The 22,077-nt window shown below is 71.6% G+C and carries 13 protein-coding genes; 10 read left to right on the forward strand and 3 right to left on the reverse strand.

Annotation, left to right across the window (positions count from 1 at the left end):
- Window positions 1–45: 45 nt before the first annotated feature.
- From ACWDZ6_RS27795 to argF, 8 genes are all read left to right on the forward strand, one after another.
- Window positions 46–492, forward strand: a complete 447-nt coding sequence (locus ACWDZ6_RS27795; RefSeq protein ID WP_366734652.1) for a Pycsar system effector family protein — start codon at window positions 46–48, stop codon at window positions 490–492.
- Between the two features lie 6 nt (window positions 493–498).
- Window positions 499–2,901, forward strand: a complete 2,403-nt coding sequence (locus ACWDZ6_RS27800) for a VWA domain-containing protein (protein WP_451505008.1) — start codon at window positions 499–501, stop codon at window positions 2,899–2,901.
- 41 nt (window positions 2,902–2,942) lie between these two features.
- Window positions 2,943–6,335: a tubulin-like doman-containing protein gene (locus ACWDZ6_RS27805; protein WP_451505009.1), complete on the forward strand. Its 3,393-nt coding sequence runs from the start codon at window positions 2,943–2,945 to the stop codon at window positions 6,333–6,335.
- Between the two features lie 8 nt (window positions 6,336–6,343).
- A complete protein-coding gene (locus ACWDZ6_RS27810) occupies window positions 6,344–8,974 on the forward strand; it encodes a hypothetical protein (RefSeq protein WP_451505010.1) in 2,631 nt (876 codons plus the stop codon).
- Complete coding sequence (locus ACWDZ6_RS27815; RefSeq protein WP_451505011.1) at window positions 8,971–11,097, forward strand: hypothetical protein; 2,127 nt, start codon at window positions 8,971–8,973, stop codon at window positions 11,095–11,097. The genes ACWDZ6_RS27810 and ACWDZ6_RS27815 overlap by 4 nt, the downstream gene beginning before the upstream one ends.
- Window positions 11,097–13,175, forward strand: a complete 2,079-nt coding sequence (locus ACWDZ6_RS27820) for a hypothetical protein (RefSeq protein ID WP_451505012.1) — start codon at window positions 11,097–11,099, stop codon at window positions 13,173–13,175. The genes ACWDZ6_RS27815 and ACWDZ6_RS27820 overlap by 1 nt, the downstream gene beginning before the upstream one ends.
- Window positions 13,176–13,252: 77 nt before the next feature.
- Window positions 13,253–14,485 carry an arginine deiminase gene (locus ACWDZ6_RS27825; RefSeq protein ID WP_326653264.1) on the forward strand — a complete coding sequence of 411 codons (1,233 nt, stop codon included), beginning with the start codon at window positions 13,253–13,255 and terminating at the stop codon, window positions 14,483–14,485.
- 66 nt (window positions 14,486–14,551) lie between these two features.
- A complete protein-coding gene (argF, locus tag ACWDZ6_RS27830; protein WP_451505013.1) occupies window positions 14,552–15,559 on the forward strand; it encodes an ornithine carbamoyltransferase in 1,008 nt (335 codons plus the stop codon).
- Window positions 15,560–15,628: 69 nt separating this feature from the next.
- Here argF and ACWDZ6_RS27835 read toward each other — a convergent pair whose 3' ends face one another.
- Complete coding sequence (locus ACWDZ6_RS27835) at window positions 15,629–16,072, reverse strand: ATP-binding protein (protein WP_326653267.1); 444 nt, start codon at window positions 16,070–16,072, stop codon at window positions 15,629–15,631.
- A 216-nt stretch (window positions 16,073–16,288) separates the two neighbouring features.
- On the opposite strand from ACWDZ6_RS27835, the gene ACWDZ6_RS27840 reads away from it, so the two are divergent.
- Together ACWDZ6_RS27840 and ACWDZ6_RS27845 are read left to right on the forward strand one after the other, a co-directional pair.
- Window positions 16,289–17,116 carry an enoyl-CoA hydratase family protein gene (locus ACWDZ6_RS27840; protein WP_451505014.1) on the forward strand — a complete coding sequence of 276 codons (828 nt, stop codon included), beginning with the start codon at window positions 16,289–16,291 and terminating at the stop codon, window positions 17,114–17,116.
- A gap of 131 nt (window positions 17,117–17,247) precedes the next feature.
- Window positions 17,248–19,569 (forward strand): bifunctional salicylyl-CoA 5-hydroxylase/oxidoreductase, encoded by a 2,322-nt coding sequence (locus ACWDZ6_RS27845; protein ID WP_451505032.1) that lies wholly within the window; start codon window positions 17,248–17,250, stop codon window positions 19,567–19,569.
- A 45-nt stretch (window positions 19,570–19,614) separates the two neighbouring features.
- Here the strand turns inward: ACWDZ6_RS27845 and ACWDZ6_RS27850 are convergent, their stop codons facing one another.
- Window positions 19,615–20,421, reverse strand: a complete 807-nt coding sequence (locus tag ACWDZ6_RS27850) for a PaaX family transcriptional regulator (RefSeq protein ID WP_451505015.1) — start codon at window positions 20,419–20,421, stop codon at window positions 19,615–19,617.
- A 4-nt stretch (window positions 20,422–20,425) separates the two neighbouring features.
- Window positions 20,426–22,042: an AMP-binding protein gene (locus ACWDZ6_RS27855; RefSeq protein ID WP_451505016.1), complete on the reverse strand. Its 1,617-nt coding sequence runs from the start codon at window positions 22,040–22,042 to the stop codon at window positions 20,426–20,428.
- Window positions 22,043–22,077: the final 35 nt, after the last annotated feature.

Here is a 22,077-nt window from a genome sequence, read left to right on the forward strand (position 1 = left end):
TTACGGCCGGGACCGGACCGGCCAGCACCGGATGATGTCCGCTTCATGGCGGAGCGCCTGCTGATGTCGGTCCGCGAGGACATCGGCAGGGCCGACACGAAAGCGGCGATCCTGCTCTCCGGCGCCGTCGCCTTCCTCGCCGTCGTGTTCTCCAAAGGGGACACACCGTTGCCCGAATCGGGCTCCACGTCGGCACTCCTTGTCGTGGGCGGCCTGTTCTGGGCCGCCGGAGTGCTGATGCTCGTCGCTGTGATCCTGCCGCGTACCAGGGTCGGCGCCGACCGCACCCTGCTGCGCGACCTGGCGGCCCGCGCCTCTTCGGAACAACTGCTGGCCCGCCTCGCCGCAGCGGGCGAGGACGTCACCGGCTGGCTGCTGGACCAGGCGAGCGTGCACGGAGCGGTGCTCGCCGCGAAATACCGGTGGCTGCGCATGGGCGTGTGTTGCCTCGCGCTCGGCGCGCTACTGGCCCTCTTCAGCGAACTGTGGTGAGAGACGATGCAGCTGAGAAGCAAGGCGGGCGCCCTGGTGATGGCCGGCGCGCTGCTGGCCCTGACCGGGCCCCTGACAGCGACGGCGACGGAGTCCGCCCGGGCCCCTGCCGCCGCCGCGGCCGAAGGCCCGGACCCGATCGACTTCGCCGTGGTCGTCGACCAGTCGAAGAGTCTCTCCGACAAGGATCTGACACGCGAGGTGGAAGCCGCCGCGCTGCTGAGCCAGGGCGAGATCTCGGAGCGCTCCCGCGCCGCCGTCATCGGGTTCGGCAGCTCAGAGAAGGCGGGACAGACCGCGGTGCGGGAGGTCTGCGGACTCACCGTGGCCGACGCCGCGGGACGGCAGCGACTGAGCGACTGCGTACAGGAGTTGTCCCGCAGAGATCCACGGCGGACCGGTCCGGGAACCGACTTCCCGGCCGCGCTGAGCCAGGCCGTCGACCGGCTGTCCGAGAGCACCGACGAAACCACCCCGAAGGTGGTCTTCCTGCTCACCGACGGCAAACTGGATGTGCGTGACAGCCCGGAGTACGGCACCGACGCCGCCAGCCGTCAGGCCAACGGCGCCAAACGGCTGACCGAAGCGCTCGCCCGCGCCCGCCGTGAATCCGTCCAGGTATGGCCGCTCGGTTTCGGGGGCGAGATCGACCGGGCGGCCCTGACCGAGATGGCCGAGGGCGGTTTCCGCAACGGCTGCGCCGATCTGCCCGGCGCCACCCCGCGGATGCGCGTGGTGGAGAGCTCTACAGAGATCGACAAGGCGCTGCAGGAGACCTTCGCCGCGGCACGCTGCGCCCAGATAGCACACGGCACGGTCGGAAAGCCGCCGGCCGATCTGGCGGTGACGATCCCGCCGATCGCCACCGACGGGTCGATCACCGTCAGCAAACACGACCCCAAGGTGTCCGTCACCTACTACGATCCCAGCGGCCGCAAGGTGCCCACACAAGGGGCGTTCGACGGCTCGACCTTCGAGGCCAGCGGCCAGGACGGCCCGGTCGAGGCGCTGCGTGTGAAGAATCCGCTGCCGGGCCGCTGGCGGGTCCGGGTCGAGGCACCGGAGGGCCACCGGGACCGTGAAGTCGCCGTCCGCGCCATCTGGCAGGGCCGGCTGCGTTCCGCGGTGACCCTGGACCCCGCCGCTCCGCGTGCCGGAGAACAAGCCGTGGTCGAGATCCGGATGCAGACCAGGCGCGGCGTCGTGGTCACCGACGCGCGCCAGCTGGCCGGCGTCAAGGTCTCCGCGCGGTTGTCGGGAAGCGGATTCGCCCCGGTCACCGTGAAGCTGGCGGACGACGGGCGGGCACCGGACCAGCGGGCCGACGACGTGCGCTTCACGGGCACGCTCACCGTGCCGGCCGACGCGTCGGGAGACCTCGAACTCACCACGCAGATGGCCGCTCCCGGGGTCACCGCCGACCGCCGCCCGCTGCACGCCCGCGTCACCTCGGGCACGCCGCCCGTCACAGCGGGGCTGACGGTCGACCGGGCCACCGTGCACCCCGGCGCCACCGTCGGCGGCACCCTGGACGTCACCAACAACGACAGTCGACCGCACACACTGAGGCTGGCCCTCGAAGACCAGGCGCCCGGATCCGCGCTGCGGATCAGCCCGGCCACCGTCACAGCCGCCCCGGGCGAGCGCACCCGCGCCAGGTTCACCCTCTCGCTGGGTTCCGGCACTCCGCTCGGCGAGGTGGGCGGAAGCGTCACCGTCGTCGACACGGGCGACGACGGGCGGGTGCTCGACACCTCGTTCCTCGATCTCCGGGTCGAGGCGCCGCCCACCTGGTGGGACCGCTGGTCGGGCGCGGTGATCGGCGGAGCCGCACTGCTTCTGCTGCTCGCGGTCATCGGCGTCATACGGCTCGTAGCCCGCAGGCGGCGCCGCGATCTCGTCGGTGTGCAGCTGGAGTTGAGCATGGAGGGCAGACCGCTCGACGAGCTCACCGTACGTTCGGGGCAGAGCACCGGCGGCGAATTCCACTTCACCGTGGACCGGGCCACAGGCGCCGCACCCTCGCTCCAGCGCAGCACCCCCGGAGCGCCGGGTTCCCACCGGCTGCGGCGCACCGGTGGGGGCGAGCTGCTGCTCCGCCCGCACCAGGGGCGCGAACACGCCGTACGCGCGGGGGAGTCCACCGGCATCGCCGACGGCCTGGAACTCGTCGTACGCGACCGGCGCAGCCCGGCCGGCCGGACGCCGCGCGGTGAGCGCGGCTCCCGCACCCGCACCGGCCGCGCCCCGGGCGTGCGGACCGGGGACGACGCGCGCACACCACCGCGCGGCCGCTGGTCCAGGCCCCACCGCGGCAACGACGCGGCCGACCGCCCCCGCCCGGGCGGTGACCCGGCCGGCACCGGAGAACAGGCGGCCGGTACGCGCCGGTTCGACCCCAATTTCTGAGTCACGAGGGGCCGTCGTACGACGGCTCAAGGGGAGACGAGATGAAGATCTACCAGCCCATGCTCTTCGTCGGCCTGGGCGGAACCGGCGGCCGGATCGGCGCCGAGCTGGAACGCGGACTGCGCCGCGAGCTGTGCGGCCCCGACGGCACCAAACTGGTCGCCGCCGGCCGGCGAGCACCGTTCCAGCTGCCGGACTACCTCCAATTCGTCTACGCGGACTTCAGCGAGTCCGAGCTCGACCGGCTGCCGCAGTTCAGCGCCAAGGGCACCGAGGCCGCCGCGTACGCCCGTACCTCACGCGTCATCCACGATCTGCTGCCCACCGGCTACGACAGCTCTCCGGAGGTGACCCGCATGCTGCGGGTGGCCCTGCACGAGGAGACCCACGGCTGGCTGCCGCCGCAGGAGCGGCAGCCGCGCGTGGCCCCGCTGCACAACGGCGCCGGGCAGCTTCCTACGGTGGGCCGGGCCGCGCTCTTCGCCACGCTGCGCAGCGGCCTCGAGCCGGTACTGCGGCAACTGCGCGCGGCCATCAGCACCATCAGCAACTCCGCGGGCGATCTCCGCGACCTGGGCGGACGGCAGATCCGCGGCTGCGATGTGTTCGTGGCGTTCTCGGTGGCCGGAGGTACCGGAGCCGGCATCTACTACGACTTCATCCACCTCATCGGGCACGAGTTCCGCAAGTCCAAGGTGCCAGGGGTCAAGATCTATCCCCTGGTGGTCATGCCCTCGGCCTTCACACCCGAGGCGGGCGGCGGCCGCGAGGCCGAGCTGAACTCCGCCCGCGCGCTGGTCGACCTCGCCCGGCTGGTGGACGACCAGAATGTGCCCGACGCCCGGAACGACTTCGGCGATGTGAAACAGCGCGGCTCGATCAGCGTGCACTATCCCGTGGACGGGGTCGTCGCGCTGCGCCCGTCGACCGTGCAGACCGCCTTCCTCTTCAGCAGGCCCGCGGTCATCAGACCGGAGGACCTGCGCCGCTCCATCACCGCGATGGTGATGTCGCTCATCGGCACGGAGCTGGGCGACGAGAGCGGCCAGGGCCGCACCGAGGACGACTACCAGTCGTTCGCGGCCAGCTTCGTCAACAAGAGCGTGGAGCGCTCCACCCCGGCCCGCTCCGGCATCGGCTACCGCGGTATGTCCACCAGCCTGGCCGCCTCACTGACCGTACCCGTGGACGACCTCGCCGAAATAGTCGCCGGCCGGCTGCTCGCCCAGGCGGTCCACGGCATGGCCGAGGATGCCAGACGCCCCCGTGACGACGGTGCCGAACGGGTCCAGGAGCTGTTCGAGCGCTCGGGCATCGGCCGGCTGTGGACCCGGGAGGCCCCGGAGATCCCGGTCCCCGATCCGCTGCCCAAGGGGAACAAACACATCGGCCAGGCGCTCCGCGACCGGATCGGTGACATGGAGGACCGGCTCGGCAGGCTCGGCCGCGAGCTGGACCGGGAGGTCCCGCGGCTCGTCGAGGACTTCAAGCCGCAGGCAGGGGCACGCGAACTCCTCGGCCTGATCGGACCGTTCCAGCTCGAACGGACACTGGCCGGGCTGCACGGACATCCGCAGCGGGCCGCCGAGGCCGGGTTCGCCGGAATGCTGGAGAACCGGAAGAACGATCCGGAGCGGCCGGACGGCGTTCAGCCCTCCGCCCCGCAGATCCCGCGGATCAGAGGGGGAGTGGGCGGGCTCGTCCCGGCGCGCTGGGGGGACCCGGACGTCCAGGAGGCCATCGTCGAGCAGGACGACTGGTACCGCTGGCGGGCCAACCGGCTGTGGCACCGTGGCTGGAAGGAACAGGAATCCCGGTGGCGGCCACCGATGGCCCGCGCCATCAAGGAGATCGGCGAACTCGCCAGGGCGCTGCGCGCGCACGAGGAGGACGAGCGCAAGCTGTTCCTGGAACGCCGCAAGGAGCTCTACCGCGACGACCGCACGGGAGTCTCGTATCTGCTGCCTCCGCAGAACAACCTCAGGGCCTTCTACGACGATGTCTTCGACCGCCTCGTTCAGCACGAGGGACTGCCGGAGAACACGGATCCCGCCGGGCTGCTGGCGAGACTGATCCAGCCGGAGGACTGGCAGCGTGCGCTGGAGGCCGTACGCCGCTCTCCGCGGGCCGCCGTCAAGGAGATCAAGCAGGTCGTCGAACAGCGGGTGAAGGGGCTCTTCGGAGAGGCGAGTGTGCTCAACGACCGTCCCCTGCTGCCCTCGATGGGAGTACTGCTGCGGGCCGCGGCCGGCGACGAGGACGCCGAGGCCACCGTGGACAGCCGCTGGCTGGAGCAGTTCCGCTCGCAACTGGCGGGGCTGCTGCCGGTCGGCTTCACCCCGGACGGCAGCGGTCCGCTGAAGGTCCTCATCGTGCACCCGGCAAGCGAGGCGGACGGGCGTGCCGAACAGTTCCTGAAGCAGGAGCTGAATCTGCCGCGCGACCCCCAGGCGACCCAGGAGTACCGGGCCGTGGACACGGAGTCCATCACGGTGGTGCTGTTCCGCAGCGGGATGAGCCTCACCGATGTCTCCGAGGTGCGGCATGTGCTCAGGCTCTGGTCGGAGGCGCGGGACGCGGCGGGAGTGGACGACTTCCTGCACTGGCGGCAGCGGCTGGGCCACCGGGACGACTGGCTGGCCAGCACGGAGGACGACCGGCAGCGGATTCTGCACCGGATCCTCTGCGCGATGTGGAACGGACGCGTCGATATCGAGGGTCCGGCCACATCGCCCGAGTTGATACGGATCCGGCTCCAGGAGGGCGACTCGGCCACCATGACCCTGCGGCTGGAGGCCTTCGACGGCTCCGTCTCCAGCTGGGCCGGGCTGCTGGCGGCGTACGAGCGGTGGGCGCTGCTGGACGAGGGGCAGATCATCGAGGACTTCTGCGACCGGCTGATGCGTACCCAGCCGACCGGGCTCGCCACCACCCCCGTACCCGCGTCGACGCTCTTCACAACGATCGTTCACGAGGTGGCTCCCCAGCAGATCGCGCTTCTGGACGAGCTCTCCGGGCGGTACGGCGACGAGGACGAGGAATGGCTCGTGCCCCTGCGGCACTTCTGGGAGCAGACCCTCAAGGGAGCCCTGGAGATGCGCTTCCCGGGTGCGTCCCGGCCCACCAGGCCCTCGCTGCGGGCACTGGACCAGCGCTATGCGCGGGAGGCCGGACCGGAGCCGGACGGGTGGTCCAACGGCGGGCGCACCGCGGGGTCACCGGCACCGGAGCGGCGGGAGCGTGAGAGGCCGCATTTCGAGAAGCGGGAGTGGGAGACCCCGGAACGCGAGAGATCGGGAAGCGAGAGCCCGGAACGCGGGAGCTCAGAACGTGAGGCGCCGGAGCACAGGAGGCCGGAGCGCGACAGGTCGGAGCGTGACCCGGCGGCGTCTTCGGTGACATACCCCTGGGACCTGGAGGGCGGTGAGGAGTGAAGCCGACCGTGACACCTGAACACCGCATTCCCGCCCACGCGGTCTGCCTCGACCTGAGGTCCTCGGCCCCGGCGACCGCGGGGCAGGACGGGTTGCACGGCGCCGTGGCCGAGGCCCTGGACGAGCCGCAGGCCGGCGAGGAGCGGCGCTTCCTCGTCATCGACGACGCGCCCGGTCTCATCACCCATCAACTCCTCTACGAAGAGCTCTACTCCTACGGACCGGCCCAGGTGATCTGCCTGGCCGTCGGTCCGGGAGAGGAGCGGACCCTGCGGCGGCCGCTCACCCTGCGGCCGCCGGCCGCCGGTGTGCTGTGGCTCCTCGACGTGTCCGGCGGGACCGGCGCCAGAAGCAACGGCCGGAGTCCCGGAACGCACGGAGCCGACGAAGCCCTGCGTCCCCTCGTCGAACTCCTCGTCGTCCCGGCGGTGTTCGACGCCGTTCTGCGGGCGCTCGGGGATGTCGTCCACGGCGTCGCGGTGCCGGCCGTACGCATCCTGGAACACGATCTGACGGATGACGCCAGGACCAGGTCCTGGCGGCAGGCGCTGGAGAGCCTGGTGGGCCAGGAAGTCCCCGCCCCCGCCCTGGGCGACACTCTCCCCGTCGAACTGGCGCTGCTGCTCGGCGACTCCGTACCGCGGAACCTGGAGGGCCGCGCCTGGCTGCTGCCCGGCGGCCGGGCCGAGGCGCGGCACCGGGAGTGCGGGGCCGCACTGCGCGACGCGGTGGAGGGCTATGAGCACGTACGAAGCTGGGCCGGGCTGTTCACGACGGCCGGGGAAGCCGATCTGCCGGGCCGCCTCGAACGCCTCTCGACGGCGCTGGCCGGCTACCAGGAAACCATCGCCGGGGCACTCTCGGACGGTGGCGGAGTGCGGCTGGCTCCGGAACAGCGCAGCCGGCTGGTGGAGCGCGGAATCGACCTGCCGGAGATCCCCGAAGTGTCCCGCAGCAGTGTCGGACCCGGACTGCGCGGCTTCACGGAGCGCCTGATCGCCGAGCGGCTTCCGCTGCGTTCGGTCGCCGCGCGGCTCGCGGCACTGTCGGACCGGTCCGCTCCGGCCGGCAGCGCCGCCAGGCTCGCGCGGCTCGACGAGATCTGCGACCGGGACTATCTGAGACATCTGACCTCGCCCGTACCCTTCACCGCGGGCGGCTCCGGGCGCATCGCGGCCGTCGTGGCGTTTCTGCTGGCGTTCGCCGCCGGCCTGTGGCCGGGACCCGGCTGGGTGCTGGGTCCGGCCACCGGGCTGATCGGGGCCGCACTCGCCGTACTCATGCTGCGCCGCAGGCCCAGCCGTTCACCCGACGGCAGGCTCGACGGCGGGGGGAACACGGGGGCGGCGCCCCGTCTGTTCGGCGGGCTGGCGGGTGGCGTGGCCGGTGCGGGAACCGGGCAGTTCCTCGGGCTTCCCTCGTGGGCCGGTGCGGCCGTACTGGTGCTCTCGTTCGTGATGCTGGTGCTGTTGGCGCTGCGCCACTGGAGCGCGGCCGTCGACGCCTGGTGGAGCCGGATGGACGCGGAGTTCGCCGCCCAGCTGGTGCGGGACGTCGATCAGCTGCTGATCGAAACGGCCGTCCACGACTGGCTGTTCGCGGATGCCCGCTACCACTGCTCGGACGGCGCCAGAGCTGTCTCCCTGCTGCTGCGGGGCCTCGCCGACACGGCGGAGCGGCACACCCCGGGTGGCTCGCGGCCCTCCGGAACCCGCCGCGAGGAAGCGCCGGCGCCCGGTCCCGGGCTTCGGCCCGGTCATGGTCCTGGTCCGGGACCGGGACCGGCTGCTTCGGCCGAACCGGAGCCGGTGGCCGAGTCCTGGAGCTGGGACAGCTGGGGCGACAGCGCCGCCGGTGACGGCTGGCTCGACGCCGCACCGGCGGCCGACCTCATGGGCGCACCGGATCCGGCCGGCCGCTTCGCAGACCCTGTGGACCCCGTCGGTTCCTTCGAGCGCACTCGAACGGATGGGACGGCAGAGCCTCCGGCCGACGAAGAGCAACCGGACGACGAGGAGCAACCGGACGACGGCGGCATCCGGTTCGAGCCGGTCACCGATCCGGCCTGGCTGGAGCGGGAGCGCGGCGACGGCGGCCCCGCGCTGGTCGACACGCTCGTCTCGGATCTCATGGAGGGAGTGACCCGCATTGTCACGCCCTGTTGGGGAGCGGTCGAGCGGGACCCGTCGAGCGCGGGCCGGATGCCGCTGGACCGGCCGATGGGCGAGCTGCTCGACGAGGTGCACGCACGGCTGCAGCGCGACGGAGCGGCCTCGCCGCCGCCTTTTGCCCCGCACCCCGAACGGCGCCCGGGCGCGGTCCAGTTGCTCGGCGTCTCCGCGGACCGGGTGGCCTGGCTCCTGGGACCGGGCAGCGCGGGTGAGCAGGCCGTGCCGCTGTGCGGCGCCGAGCACCGGCGGATGCTGTCCAAGGATCCGGTGGCGGTACGGCAGGTGCGGTTCGTGCCGGAGGCGATGCGCCGCGGCGCGGAGCAGGACGAGAACCACGACAGCTGGCGCGGCGCGGCCGAGGACGTGGTGTGGACGGCGACCGGCCGGCACGCCGGTGTGCTGCGGCTCGTACCGCTGCGTGCGGAGACCGTCCGTACCGTCAGGGGAGAGGAGGGCGGTACGCCGTGACGGGACCGGGAGGTGGCGCGTACTCCGCATCCGCGGAGGCGTCGGGGGTGCTGGAATTCCTCACCCACAAGGAGGATCCCGTCGGGTTCGCGGCCCGGTTCGGCGCGGACCGGCGGCTGCCCGGCCGGCCGTCGCTGGTCGCACGCGAGGTGACACTCGGCGCGGGCTGGCCGGTGCACCAGTACCGGCTTCCGCTCTCCGGCCAGGCGGATCCGCAGGCGTACGCCGCACTGGAGCGGGAAGTGGCCGCGGCCGTCGCCCTGGAGCGGAGGTACGGCTCCGAGCGGTACGGCGAGGTGTTCACACGGATGATCGGCTTCGATCTGGAGGCCCCCGAGCCCTTCATCCTCTACCGGATCCACGGCGGTGAGCCGATCAGTACCCGACGCGGCGCCCTGACCGTGGACGAGCAGCACCAAGTGCTCGCCCAACTCACCCTGGCCGTCAGGCTGCTGGAGGACGTGGGGCTCGTGCACCGGGCCATCGCGCCGGAGACCGTCAGCTGGGACGGCACCCATGTGCGGCTCGCCGAGCCGTACGGCGCGCTGCGCACCGGGGAGCCCAGGGGCGCGTTCGGCGCGGCGCCGTGGGCGTCGCCCGAACAGCGCGAGGGTATGGGAGGCGCCGACGCCAGGGACGATCTGTGGGCCGTCGCCCAGCTGATGTACTTCCTGCTCTCCGGACGGGCGGACCGGGGCACGGGCCCGCCCGCCGATCTCGCGGACTTTCGTCGGCTGGCCGCGCTCGACCACGGCGGTGTGTTCGCTCCGCTGGCGGTCGAGCGGCCCACGCCGACGGAACTGATGCGGCTGCTCAATGTCACCGACCCGCTGGTCTCGGCACCCGGTGTCACGGATCCGCTCGGCCGGGCACGTGCCGACTTCGACGCCCAACTCGCCCGAAAGAGAAGAGAACTGGGTCTCGACCGGCCGGTGGAAGAGGCGGCCGTACAGACGCCGGGGCCCGCTCGCCGCTCGCTGCGCTCCTTGCTGGGAGCCGTACCTCCCGCGAACGGGGCCGGCCCCCGGCCCGTCGCGGAGCCCGTGCACGAGCCGCCGGCGTCCCCACGCCCCCGGCTGTGCCCGCACTGTCTGCTCCCGGTCACCTTCGACGAGAGCATGCTGCTCACGATCTCCCCCAAAGGCGACCGCATACCGCTCGACCTCAGTACCGAGCACCGCCCCGCACACCGGCAGGACGCGCTGCGCCAGGCGTTCCACCGCTGCCCGCACGCCGACGGAGACAGGTCGCACGAACTGCCCGTCCCGTATCTCACCAACGGTGAGCCTCTCTCCATCGCCCTGGTGGGCAGCTCGGCCGTGGGCAAGACGCATCTGCTGGCCGCGATGCTCGGTGAGATCGAACAGGGCGGGCTCGAGCCGTACGGTCTCAAGTGCCTGCCGCTCAACCCGGCTTCGCACCGTACGTTCCTGCGGGAGCGGGTGCAGGGACTGCACCAGGGAAAGCAGCTGGCCAGCACCGGCCAGCAGACCTTCGCGCGCTTCGCCGACGGTCTCCTGGTCTCCGGGCGCGGGCCGACCCGGCCGGTTGTCTTCTTCGACCTGGCGGGCGAGGACCTGGCGCAGGAGGGAGAGGTGACCGGGTTTCTGATGGGCGTCGGCGCCTTCATCTTCGTACTCGATCCGCTGCGCGCGCTGCGGTTGCCGTTCCTCGACCCGGTGCGCGAGCGGAACAAGCTGCGCCGGCGTGATCTGGGCGACGAGGCGTTCACCACCGTCCTCAACCGGATACCGCGGCGCGGGCCGTACATCGACGCGCCGGCGGCGGTCGCGGTGAACAAGAGCGACCTGGTGCGCTTCGCCCCCTCCGTGGACCGCTGGCTGGGCCGCGCACTGCCGGAGCGGTTCGACGCGGATGCCGTGCGCGCGGAGAGCCGTGACGCCTACGCGTTCGTGTCGCACCACGCCAGCTCCGCCTGGCTGAAGCCCTTCGACGACTGTGCCCGCTGCACCCTGCACTTCGTCGCGGCGACCGGCGGCCAGGCGAGGGGCGACGAGTTTCCACACGGTGTCAGACCCCGCCGGGTGCTGGCGCCTCTGCTGTCGATCTTCGCCATGTGCGGGCTCCTGCCGGGAGCGGAGCCGAGAGAGGTGGGCGCCTGATGGTCCGGCAAGAGGAGTGGGTGGAGCAGATCGTCTTCCGCTGGGACGCCGACAACGCGTCGGGTACCACCGGCTTCGGTCCGGTGGCCTGGTCCTGCGGCCCGGAGCAGGCCGACGGTGTCTTCCGCAGCGCGGCCGCGCTGCTCCGGGCGACCGGCGAGGACACGGTGCCCGCGCTCGTGCGGCTGGAGCGCGACGGCAGCGCCCTGCTGCTGCACCGCACGCCCTGGCGCGACGCGGGCGGGAGTACGAGTACGGTCTGCCATGCGCTGCTCGGATCGTCCCAAGTACTCGATCCCGACACCTGCCTGGGGCTGCACGACTGGTCCTGGGAGGGCAGCGAACTGGCGCTGGGCGAGGTACGGGGTGCTCTGGACCAGGTGCGTCAGGCGGCGCTGCTGCCCTCGGCCCTCGAGGGGCAGGGCCGGCTGGCGGCGACCCTGGCCGGAGTGGAGGAGGAACTGACGGGCGCGGCCGCGGAGTTCCTGCGCCATCCTCGTCAGCGCTTCACCCTGCTGGACCGTCAGGGCGGCGACAGCGCCTGCCGGGTGCTCTGGGGCATGGCCGGCATCTTCAGCGGACTCGTCCCGAGAGGCTGGACGTTCGCGACGCACGACACGGCCGAAACGGCGGCGCTGCGCTTCGTTTTCGTACGCAGCTGGCCGGGCTCGGCGGCTCAGGACACCCAGCGGCTGCGTACGGATCCGCGGGAGCGGTGCCGGGACCGCGCGGAGGAACTCGCGGCTCAGCTGGTCCGCCACCATCTTCGCGGGGTGGCGCAGGGGGACGGGCGGGAGTTCGAGGTGGACAGGGCGCTGCGGACGGTCGCGACGCAGCGGGCGGGGAACGGCGCGGGCGGGCGGACGCTGCTGGACACGGTGGAACGTGCGCTGTCGGCGCTGGACGGCGCCGGACGCGGGCACGGCGGCCGCCGGGCGGAGGAACACCGTCCGCCTCCATGGGAGGAAGAGCCCGGCCGGGAGTCGTCGGCGCGTGAGCCCTACGACGGGCGGGAGTCGTCGATGCCGTCGTCCCGGGAGCCGTATGACGGGCGGGAGCCACACACGCAGCCCCAGCACCAGCACCAAGCGCCCACGCAGCACCAGCCGCACGCGCAGCAACACGACCAGCCGCACGCGCAGCACCAGCACCAGGCACCCATGCAGCACCAGCCGCACCCGCAGCAGCCGCTCGCGACGCACCAGCCGCTCCCGGCTCAGCCGCCGTATCCCGTCTCGCACGCCGTCCCGCCCGCGGCCTCGCGCCCGGCCGAGTCCGAGGTCCGGATCGTCGTGGCGGAGTGGAAGGCTCCGCAGGCGAGTCGGCGCCGGCTGCCCCGGCTGCGTCGGCGCGGTCGGCGACCGACGGTCGACTACCAGTACCTGCTGACCGTGCTCTCCGTCTTTCCCGAGCGCTACACCGGGCCGGGCGATGCCAGGGAGCTGGTGAGGGGCGCCGTGGACGGGGACTTGATTCGCGCGCTGCGGGCCGGAATCCCCTACGAGGCGGTGACACTCCTGATGGCGGAGATCGCCGAGAGGTGGCCGTACTGGCACCACCGGCTACGTCGGGGGCTGCGCGACACCGTCCTCGACCTCGATCTCTTCCTGACCGGCCAGCCAGGTCCGGGCGGCGGTGGCGACGGCCCCGGCGACGAGATCCGGGCCGCCAACGCCGCATCCCTCTACCGCTGGGTGGTACGGCCGCTGCTGGACGACCCACGGCCGAAGACCCGCTTGACCGAACTGCTGCCCCGGCTGAGTACCGGCTCCGACCGGGCAGGCCGCGCCGCGGTCCGGCAGATCGTGACGGCCGAGCGTCCCGGACTGCCGGAAGCCACGTGGCTGGCACTGCTCAGGGCGGCGCACGGAGGGTACGAGCCGAGCGTCGTAGTCGGCTCCGCCCACGATGTACGGGCGACGCCGCGGAGTCTCCCGGATCAGCCGCCGCCCTCGCCCCCCGCAGCGAGCGATCCTGACCGTCCTTCGGCACAGGACGGCCGGCTGGTCGTCGTCGTTCTCGCCGCCGTGCTCGTGGTCGCTGTGGTTCTGATCGTGATGCTGATGAGCGTCATGTAGGCGGGGGACAGCACAATGAGTTGGGAAGGTGAGCCGTTCGCCGGGTGAACGGTGCTCCGCGCGGTGAGGATGGGGACATGGGATTCCACGTCGACTCCGAGACCGGGCTGCTGCGCCAGGTCATACTGCACCGACCAGACCTGGAGCTGAAGCGCCTCACACCCAGTAACAAGGACGCCCTCCTCTTCGACGATGTGCTGTGGGTGCGCCGTGCCCGGCAGGAGCACGACGGGTTCGCGGACGTGCTGCGCGACCGCGGGGTGGAGGTGCACCTCTTCGGCGATCTGCTCCGCGAGTCGATGGAGATCCCGGAGGCCAGAAAGCTTGTGCTGGACCGGGTCTTCGCCGAGAAGGAGTACGGTCCGCTCGCCACCAGCCACCTCAGAGCCGCTTTCGACGAGCTGCCCACGGCCGACCTGGTCGAGGCGCTGGTCGGCGGGATGACCAAGAGGGAGTTCCTCGCCGGTCATCCCGAGCCCACGTCCGTCCGCTTCCATGTGATGGATCTCGACGACTTTCTCCTCCGGCCCCTGCCGAACCATCTCTTCACCCGCGACACCTCCGCCTGGATCTACGACGGCGTCTCCATCAATGCCATGCGCTGGCCGGCCAGGCAGCGTGAGACGGTCCACTTCGAGGCGATCTACAAGCACCACCCGCTCTTCACCGGTCCGCGCGCGGGAGAGTTCCACCACTGGTCGGAGGGGCAGGACGACTACCCCTCCACCATCGAGGGGGGCGACGTCCTGGTCATCGGCAACGGCGCGGTACTGATCGGGATGAGTGAGCGGACCACTCCGCAGGCCGTGGAGATGCTGGCCCGCGGGCTGTTCGCGGCCGGTTCGGCCCGGACCATCGTGGCGCTCGACATGCCCAAGCGACGGGCTCTGATGCACCTCGACACCGTGATGACGATGGTCGACCGCGACACCTTCACCCAGTACGCGGGGCTCGGCATGCTCCGTTCGTACACCATCGAACCGGCCGAAGGCGCTCAGGGGCTGAGGGTCAGCGATCATCCGCCCGAGCAGATGCACAGCGCGATCGCGGCCGCGCTGGGGTTCAAGGAGATCAGGGTCCTCACGCCGACCCAGGACGTCCACTCGGCGGAGCGCGAGCAGTGGGACGACGGCTGCAACGTCCTCGCCGTCGAGCCGGGCGTCGTCGTCGCGTACGAGCGCAATGTCACCACCAACACCCACCTGCGCAAGCAGGGCATCGAAGTGATCGAGATCCCCGGCAGTGAACTGGGCCGGGGCAGAGGCGGACCTCGCTGTATGAGCTGTCCCGTCGAACGCGATGCCGTATAGCAATGCAGGCTTTCGTATATACTTCCAAGGTCACGTCATCACATTCGCGACCCAGGAGCAGCCACCATGGCTATACACCTCGAAGGCCGCCACTTCCTCAAGGAGCTGGACTTCACCGCCGACGAGTTCCGCGGCCTGATCGGCCTGGCCGCGGAACTCAAGGCGGCCAAGCGAGCGGGCACCGAGGTCCAGCGGCTGCGCGGCAAGAACATCGCGCTGATCTTCGAGAAGTCGTCGACCCGTACGCGCTGCTCCTTCGAGGTCGCCGCCGCGGACCAGGGCGCGTCGACGACATACATCGACCCGGCCGGTTCGCACATCGGCAGCAAGGAGTCCGCCAAGGACACCGCGCGGGTGCTCGGCCGGATGTTCGATGCCATTGAATTCCGCGGTGATGGGCAGGCCACGGTCGAGGAGCTCGCCGCGTTCGCCGGTGTCCCGGTCTACAACGGACTCACCGACGACTGGCACCCCACCCAGATGCTCGCCGATGTGCTCACCATGACCGAGCACAGCGACAAGCCGCTCGAGCGGATCGCCTTCGCCTACCTCGGCGACGCCCGCTTCAATATGGGCAACTCCTACCTGGTCACCGGCGCGCTGCTGGGCATGGACGTACGGATCGTCGCGCCGAAGGCGTACTGGCCGGCGAAGGAGATCGTCGCCCGGGCCCGCGAGGCTGCCGAGGCCAGTGGCGCGCGGATCACCCTCACCGAGGACATCGCCGAGGGCGTCCAGGGGGCGGACTTCGTCGCCACCGATGTCTGGGTCTCGATGGGCGAGCCCAAGGAGATCTGGGACGAGCGCATCGAGGCGCTCGGTCCTTATGCCGTGACCATGGATGTCCTGCGCGCCACGGGCAACGCGGGGGTGAAGTTCCTGCACTGCCTGCCCGCCTTCCACGACCTGGGGACAAAGGTCGGCCGGGAGATCCATGAGAGGCATGGGCTGACCGAGCTGGAAGTCACGGACGAGGTCTTCGAATCGGACCACTCGGTCGTCTTCGACGAGGCGGAGAACCGTATGCACACGATCAAGGCGATCATGGTCGCCACCCTCGGGGACGCCGGATAGTCATGCGGGCGGTGTCGCGGGCCGGTTGCGGGCAGGCCGGTCCGGGGCCCGTCGGCTCGCGGCCGCCGGCTATCGCGGAGCCGGTCGGTTCCGTGCCGGAAGCGTGAACCAGACCGCCTTGCCCGCGGCGGTGGGGCGGTGGCCGTAGGCCGAGCTCAGCGCTCGGATCAGCAGCAGTCCGCGGCCGTGCTCCTGCCAGGGATCGGGCTCGGGGCCGGGGCGGGCGAGATCGCCGGGCGGGGCCGGGTCGCCGTCATGGACCTCCACCTGGCATTCCGTCTCCAGCAACTCCACCACCAGCTCTATCGGCGAGTCTCCGGGGGTGTGCTTCACCGCGTTGGCAACCAGCTCGGCCGTGAGCAGCTCGGCCGTGTCGCTGTCCGCGGGCGCCTCGATGTCCGCCAGCGCCGTACGGATCAGGGCGCGGGCGATGGGCACGGCGGCGGCGGTGTGCGGCAGCGCGATGCGCCACGAGGCGGAGCTGGAGGCTTCGAGCAACTTGGGCGGGTCCATTCGAGGTGCGACGTCCTGGTTGCAACCATACGAACCGGAACGGGCTGGACAAGGGGCTGCGGCCCGCTACGGGTGGGACATATGCCACACCCGCTACCGCGCTCTCGCCGAGTCGGTGCCCTGACGTATCGCGTACTCGTGACGGAAGTCACGTATGAGTGATAGCTTCAAGAGGCGGGCAGGCAGCAGACCGCCCGCTGAAGGAGGCCACATTCCATGAGCCCCTTTTCCGGCTCCGCGCCGCGTACCGAGCGGTGGCGCCATCTCCGGCTCACCCAGGAGGACGGGGTCGCGACCGTCACCCTCGCCCGCCCCGAGAAGCTCAACGCACTCACCTTCGGCGCCTACGCCGACCTGCGCGATCTGCTCGCGGAACTGGCGCGTGAGCGGTCGGTACGGGCGCTCGTGCTGGGCGGGCAGGGGCGCGGGTTCTGCTCCGGCGGCGATGTCGACGAGATCATCGGCGCCACGCTCGCCATGGACACCGCGCAGCTGCTCGACTTCAACCGGATGACCGGTCAGGTCGTACGGGCGCTGCGGGAATGCCCTTTCCCGGTGATCGCCGCGGTACACGGCGTCGCGGCGGGCGCCGGCGCGGTGCTGGCGCTGGCCGCGGACTTCCGTATCGCCGACCCCTCGGCCCGGTTCGCGTTCCTCTTCACCAAGGTGGGGCTCTCGGGCGGCGACATGGGCGCGGCGTATCTGCTGCCTCGGGTCGTCGGACTGGGACACGCCACCCGGCTGTTGATGCTCGGCGAACCTGTCCGCGCACCGGAGGCCGAACGGATCGGCCTGATCAGCGAGTTGGCGGACGAGGGCGACGCGGACACCCGGGCGGCCGAGCTGGCCCGCCGCTTGGCACAGGGCCCGGCGCTGGCGTACGCCCAGACCAAGGCACTGCTCACCGCCGAGCTCGACATGCCGCTGGCGGCGGCGGTCGAGCTGGACGCGGCGACGCAGGCACTGCTGATGAACGGCGAGGACTACGCGGAGTTCCACGCGGCATTCACGGAGAAGCGCGCGCCGAAGTGGCAGGGGCGCTGACGATGCCCCGCCCGGCCGAAGGCGCCCAGGCGAGCCCGCTCCCTGCCGCGCCGCCCGAATCGACCCGGACCTCCCTCTCACCGGCCGAGCAGGAGGTCCGGGTCCGCGAGCCGGCGCGGTCCGGCCGTGCCCTGCGTGTCGCCGTGATAGGTGGCGGGCCCGGAGGGCTGTACGCCGCCGTTCTGCTCAAGCGGCTCGATCCCGCGCGGGAGATCACCGTCTGGGAGCGGAACGGCCCCGAGGACACCTTCGGATTCGGTGTCGTCCTCTCCGACGAGACCCTCGGCGGGATCGAGCACGCCGACCCCGTCGTCTACCGCGCGCTCCAGGACGAGTTCGTACGCTGGGACGACATCGACATCGTCCACCGCCGCCGGACCCTCACCTCCGGCGGACACGGCTTCGCCGCGCTCGGCCGGCGCAGGCTGCTGGAGATCCTGCACCGGCGCTGCGCCGATCTCGGCGTACGGCTCCTTTTCCGCACCCCCGCACCGCCCGCCGCCGAGCTCGCCGAGGCGTACGACCTCGTCATCGCCGCCGACGGCGTGCACAGCCTCACCCGCGAGGCGCACGCCGACGTCTTCGCGCCGCGCATCACCTCCCACCGGTGCCGCTATATCTGGCTAGCCGCCGACTTCGCCTTCGATGCCTTCCGCTTCGAGATCGCCGAGACCGAGCACGGGGTGATGCAGCTCCATGGCTACCCCTTCGCCCGCCCGTCTCCCGATGACCACCCCTCGACGAAGCACTCCGGGCCGCAGAGCCGACTCGGCACCAGCACCGTCATCATCGAGATGCGCGAGGAGGTCTGGCGGGCGGCCGGCCTCGACGCCTGCGACGAGGAGCAGTCCACCGACCAGTGCGCCAAGATCTTCGCCGACGCCCTCGGCGGCCGCCCCCTCCGCGGCAACAACTCCGCCTGGATCGCCTTCCGTACCGTCGTCAACGACCGCTGGTCCCACGGCAATACGGTGCTGCTCGGCGACGCCGCCCACACCGCCCACTTCTCCATCGGCTCCGGTACCAAGCTCGCCGTCGAGGACGCGCTCGCACTCGCCGCCTGCATCGAGGAACAGCCGACCCTCGGCCAGGCACTCTCCGCGTACGAGACCGAGCGCCGTCCGGTCGTCGAGTCCACCCAGCGCGCGGCCGCCGCCAGCCTCCGCTGGTTCGAGGAGCTCGCCACCTACCTCGAGCAGCCGCCCCGGCAGTTCGCCTTCAACCTGCTCACCCGCAGCCGCCGGGTCACCCACGACAATCTGCGGATGCGCGACGCGGCCTTCACCGACTCCGTCGAGCGCGACTTCGGCTGCCCGCCCGGCACACCCCCGATGTTCACGCCGCTCCGGCTGCGCGGACTGACCCTGCGCAACCGCGTGGTGGTCTCGCCGATGGACATGTACAGCGCCGCCGACGGCATCCCCGGCGATTTCCATCTCGTCCACCTCGGCGCACGCGCCCTCGGCGGAGCGGGCCTCGTGATGACCGAGATGGTCTGTGTCAGCGCCGAGGGCAGGATCACCCCCGGCTGCACCGGCCTCTACAGCGACGAACAGGGCGCAGCCTGGCGCCGTGTCACCGACTTCGTGCACCACCACTCACCGGGCACGGCGATCGGTGTCCAGCTCGGCCATTCCGGCCGCAAGGGCTCCACCAAGCTCATGTGGGAAGGCATCGACCAGCCGCTCGACCAGGGCAACTGGCCGCTCTCCGCCGCTTCGGCGCTCCCGTACCGGGCCGGAGTCAACCAGGTCCCGCACGCCCTGGACCGCACCGGACTGAACGACATCCGCGAGCAGTTCGCCGCGGCGACCCGCCGCGCCGCCCGCAGCGGCTTCGACCTCCTCGAACTCCACTGCGCCCACGGCTACTTGCTCTCCGGCTTCCTCTCCCCGCTCACCAACCGGCGCACCGACTCCTACGGAGGCTCCCTCGAGAACCGCCTCCGCTTCCCCCTCGAAGTCTTCGACACGGTGCGTGGCAGCTGGCCCGACGACCGGCCCATGACCGTCCGAATCTCCGCCACCGACTGGGCACAGGGCGGCACCACCGCCGAGGACGCGGTCGGGATCGCCCGCGCCTTCGCCGCCCACGGCGCCGACGCGATCGACGTCTCCACCGGGCAGGTCGTCCCCGATGAGCAGCCCGAGTACGGCCGCTCGTACCAGACTCCGTACGCCGACCTGATCCGCAACAGCCTCGGCATCCCCGTCGTCGCCGTCGGCGCGATCTCCTCCTGGGACGATGTCAACTCGCTCCTGCTGGCGGGCCGTGCCGACCTCTGCGCCCTGGCCAGGCCGCATCTCTACGACCCCCACTGGACGCTGCACGCGGCGGCCGACCAAAACTACGCGGGCCAGGGCGCACCCTGGCCGCTTCCGTACCGGGCGGGCAGCCGCAAGCCCCCCGCCGGCCGTACGGACGCACCGAAGCCGAGGCTCACCCTGCGCTGAGGCGGTCGTGGCGGCACATCCGCCCGGCCCCTCCGCCACCCGGGGTCACGGTTGTACGAACGCCGCGCCCGCGTCCCGCAGCAGCGCGTGCAGCCGGGCGAAGACCTCCGCCGACCGTGCGCCCGGCCAGCCCTGCGGCAGCAGCTCGACCGGCAGGCCCGGATCCACGTACGGCAGCCGCCGCCAGGAGTCCAGCGCCGACAGATAGTCCCGGTACGCGTCCTGCGCGGGCACCTCCTCACGCGCCTCCCACGCCCGCAGCACCGGCCCGTGCAGATCCAGGAACTCCTCGTGCTGCTTGGCGATCGCCGCCAGGTCCCACCAGCGCGCCACCGCTTCAGCCGTGGGCGCGAAGCCGAGGTGCTCGCCGCGGAACAGATCGACATACGGGTCGAGCTGGAGCCGCCGCAGTGTGTGCCGGGTCTCCTCGTACAGCCGCGCCGGCGCGATCCAGACACCGGGCGCCGCCGACCCGAAGCCGAGCCGGGCCAGCCGCGAACGCAGCAGATGGCGCTTGTGGCGCTCGGCCTCCGGCACCGAGAAGACGGCGAGCACCCAGCCGTCGGACAGCGAGGGGGAGTGCCGGGTGTAGATACGCCGGTCCCCGTCGTCGAGCAGCTGGCGGGCATCCGCCGACAGCGCGTAACCGGCGGCCCCGTCCGCGGTTCGCTCGGGGATCAGCAGGCCGCGGCGTTTGAGCCGGGAGACCGAGGAACGCACGGACGGGGCGTCGACGGCGAGTACCGCCAGCAGACGGATGAGTTCGGCCACGGGAAGAGGCCCCGGCCGTTCGCGTCCGTACGCGCCGTACAGGGTGACGATCAGGGAGCGGGGGGTGTGCTGCTCGGCCACGTGATCACTCTAGAGCCCGCAGCCGGAAGCGCTGCAGCTTGCCGGTCGGGGTGCGGGGAAGCGCGTCGAGGAAGACGATCTCGCGCGGACATTTGTACGGTGTCAGCCGCCGTTTCACGGAGTCGGTGAGCGCGGCGGTGGTGTCGTCGCCGGCCGGGACCCCGTCGCGCAGCACGACGTACGCCACCACGATCTGGCCCCGCAGCGCATCGGATCGGCCGATCACCGCGGCCTCCGCCACATCCGGGTGGTGCAGCAGGGCGTCCTCCACCTCCGGTCCCGCGATGTTGTAGCCGGCCGAAATGATCATGTCGTCGGCGCGTGCCACATAGCGGAAGTAGCCGTCCGGCTCACGCACGTATGTGTCGCCGGTGACGTTCCAGCCGTCATGCACATACTCCTCCTGGCGGGGATCGGCCAGATATCGGCAGCCCACCGGGCCGCGGACGGCCAGCAGCCCCGGCTCGCCGTCCGGGACCGGCAGGCCCGCGGCGTCCACCACGCGCGCGTGCCACCCCGGAACCGGTACCCCGGTGGTCCCCGGTCTGATCGACCCGTCCGCCGCCGAGATGAAGATGTGCAGCAGCTCGGTCGCGCCGATGCCATTGATGATGCGCAGCCCGGTCCGCTCCTGCCAGGCACGCCAGGTGGCGGCGGGCAGATTCTCACCTGCGGACACACAGCGCCGCAGCGAACCGGTGTCGTGCGCCTCGAGCTCGTCCAGCATCACGCGGTACGCGGTCGGCGCGGTGAACAGGACCGACACCCGGTGCGCGGCGATCGCGGTCAACAGCTGCCTGGGGCCTGCCTGTTCGAGCAGCAGCGCCGAGGCCCCCGCCCGCATCGGGAAGATCAACAAGCCGCCGAGCCCGAACGTGAAGCCCAGGGGAGGACTGCCCGCGAAGACATCGTCGGGCTCGGGCCGCAGCACGCGCGCGGAGAAGGTGTCCGCGACGGCCAGCACATCCCGGTGGAAGTGCATGCACCCTTTGGGGCGGCCGGTCGTGCCCGAGGTGAACGCGATCAGCGCGACATCGTCGGCCGCGGTCGCCACGGCTTCGTACGGCTCCGGCGCCGCGCGGGCGGCCAGCCCCAGCAGATCGTCGGGGGAGTCACCGCCGTACGCCGTGATGCGCAGCCCCGGTACCTCCGCCTTCGCCAGATCGTCGACCGACCGGATGTCGCACAGGGCGTGGCTGACCGCGGCGATCTCGCACACCGTGGCCAGTTCCCTGGCCCGCTGCTGGGCCAGAACGGTGACCGCCACCGCGCCCGCCTTCATCACGGCCAGCCAGCAGGCAGCGAGCCACGGGGTCGTCGGGCCCCGCAGCAGGACGCGGTTTCCGGGGACCACCCCAAGACCGGAGGTGAGGACATGCGCGATCCGGTCGACCTGGTCGCGCAGCTCTCCGTAGGTCCATACCTCGCCGCCCCCCGTACGGAAGACGGGCCGGTCGGCGCCGAAGCGCTCGATCGTACGGTCCAGCAGCTCGGAGCCGCAGTTGAGCCGCTGTGGATAGTTCAGTTCGGGCAGGTCGAAGAGGATTTCCGGCCACTGCCCGGTGGGCGGGAGGTGGTCGCGCGGAAAGGTGTCGAGGTGGGCCGAGGGTGTCAGCTCCATGGTTCGCCCCCTTCTCGTGGTGGGGTCGCGAATCG

This window comes from Streptomyces sp. NPDC002926 (genome assembly GCF_053591755.1).

Excerpts from the sequence above, each read along its gene's own strand:
- ACWDZ6_RS27795 (WP_366734652.1), top strand. The coding sequence starts at position 46 with ATGGCGGAGCGCCTGCTGATGTCGGTCCGCGAGGACATCGGCAGGGCC.
- ACWDZ6_RS27800 (WP_451505008.1), top strand. The coding sequence starts at position 499 with ATGCAGCTGAGAAGCAAGGCGGGCGCCCTGGTGATGGCCGGCGCGCTG.
- ACWDZ6_RS27805 (WP_451505009.1), top strand. The coding sequence starts at position 2,943 with ATGAAGATCTACCAGCCCATGCTCTTCGTCGGCCTGGGCGGAACCGGC.
- ACWDZ6_RS27820 (WP_451505012.1), top strand. The coding sequence starts at position 11,097 with ATGGTCCGGCAAGAGGAGTGGGTGGAGCAGATCGTCTTCCGCTGGGAC.
- ACWDZ6_RS27825 (WP_326653264.1), top strand. The coding sequence starts at position 13,253 with ATGGGATTCCACGTCGACTCCGAGACCGGGCTGCTGCGCCAGGTCATA.
- argF (WP_451505013.1), top strand. The coding sequence starts at position 14,552 with ATGGCTATACACCTCGAAGGCCGCCACTTCCTCAAGGAGCTGGACTTC.
- ACWDZ6_RS27835 (WP_326653267.1), bottom strand. The coding sequence starts at position 16,072 with ATGGACCCGCCCAAGTTGCTCGAAGCCTCCAGCTCCGCCTCGTGGCGC.
- ACWDZ6_RS27840 (WP_451505014.1), top strand. The coding sequence starts at position 16,289 with ATGAGCCCCTTTTCCGGCTCCGCGCCGCGTACCGAGCGGTGGCGCCAT.
- ACWDZ6_RS27855 (WP_451505016.1), bottom strand. The coding sequence starts at position 22,042 with ATGGAGCTGACACCCTCGGCCCACCTCGACACCTTTCCGCGCGACCAC.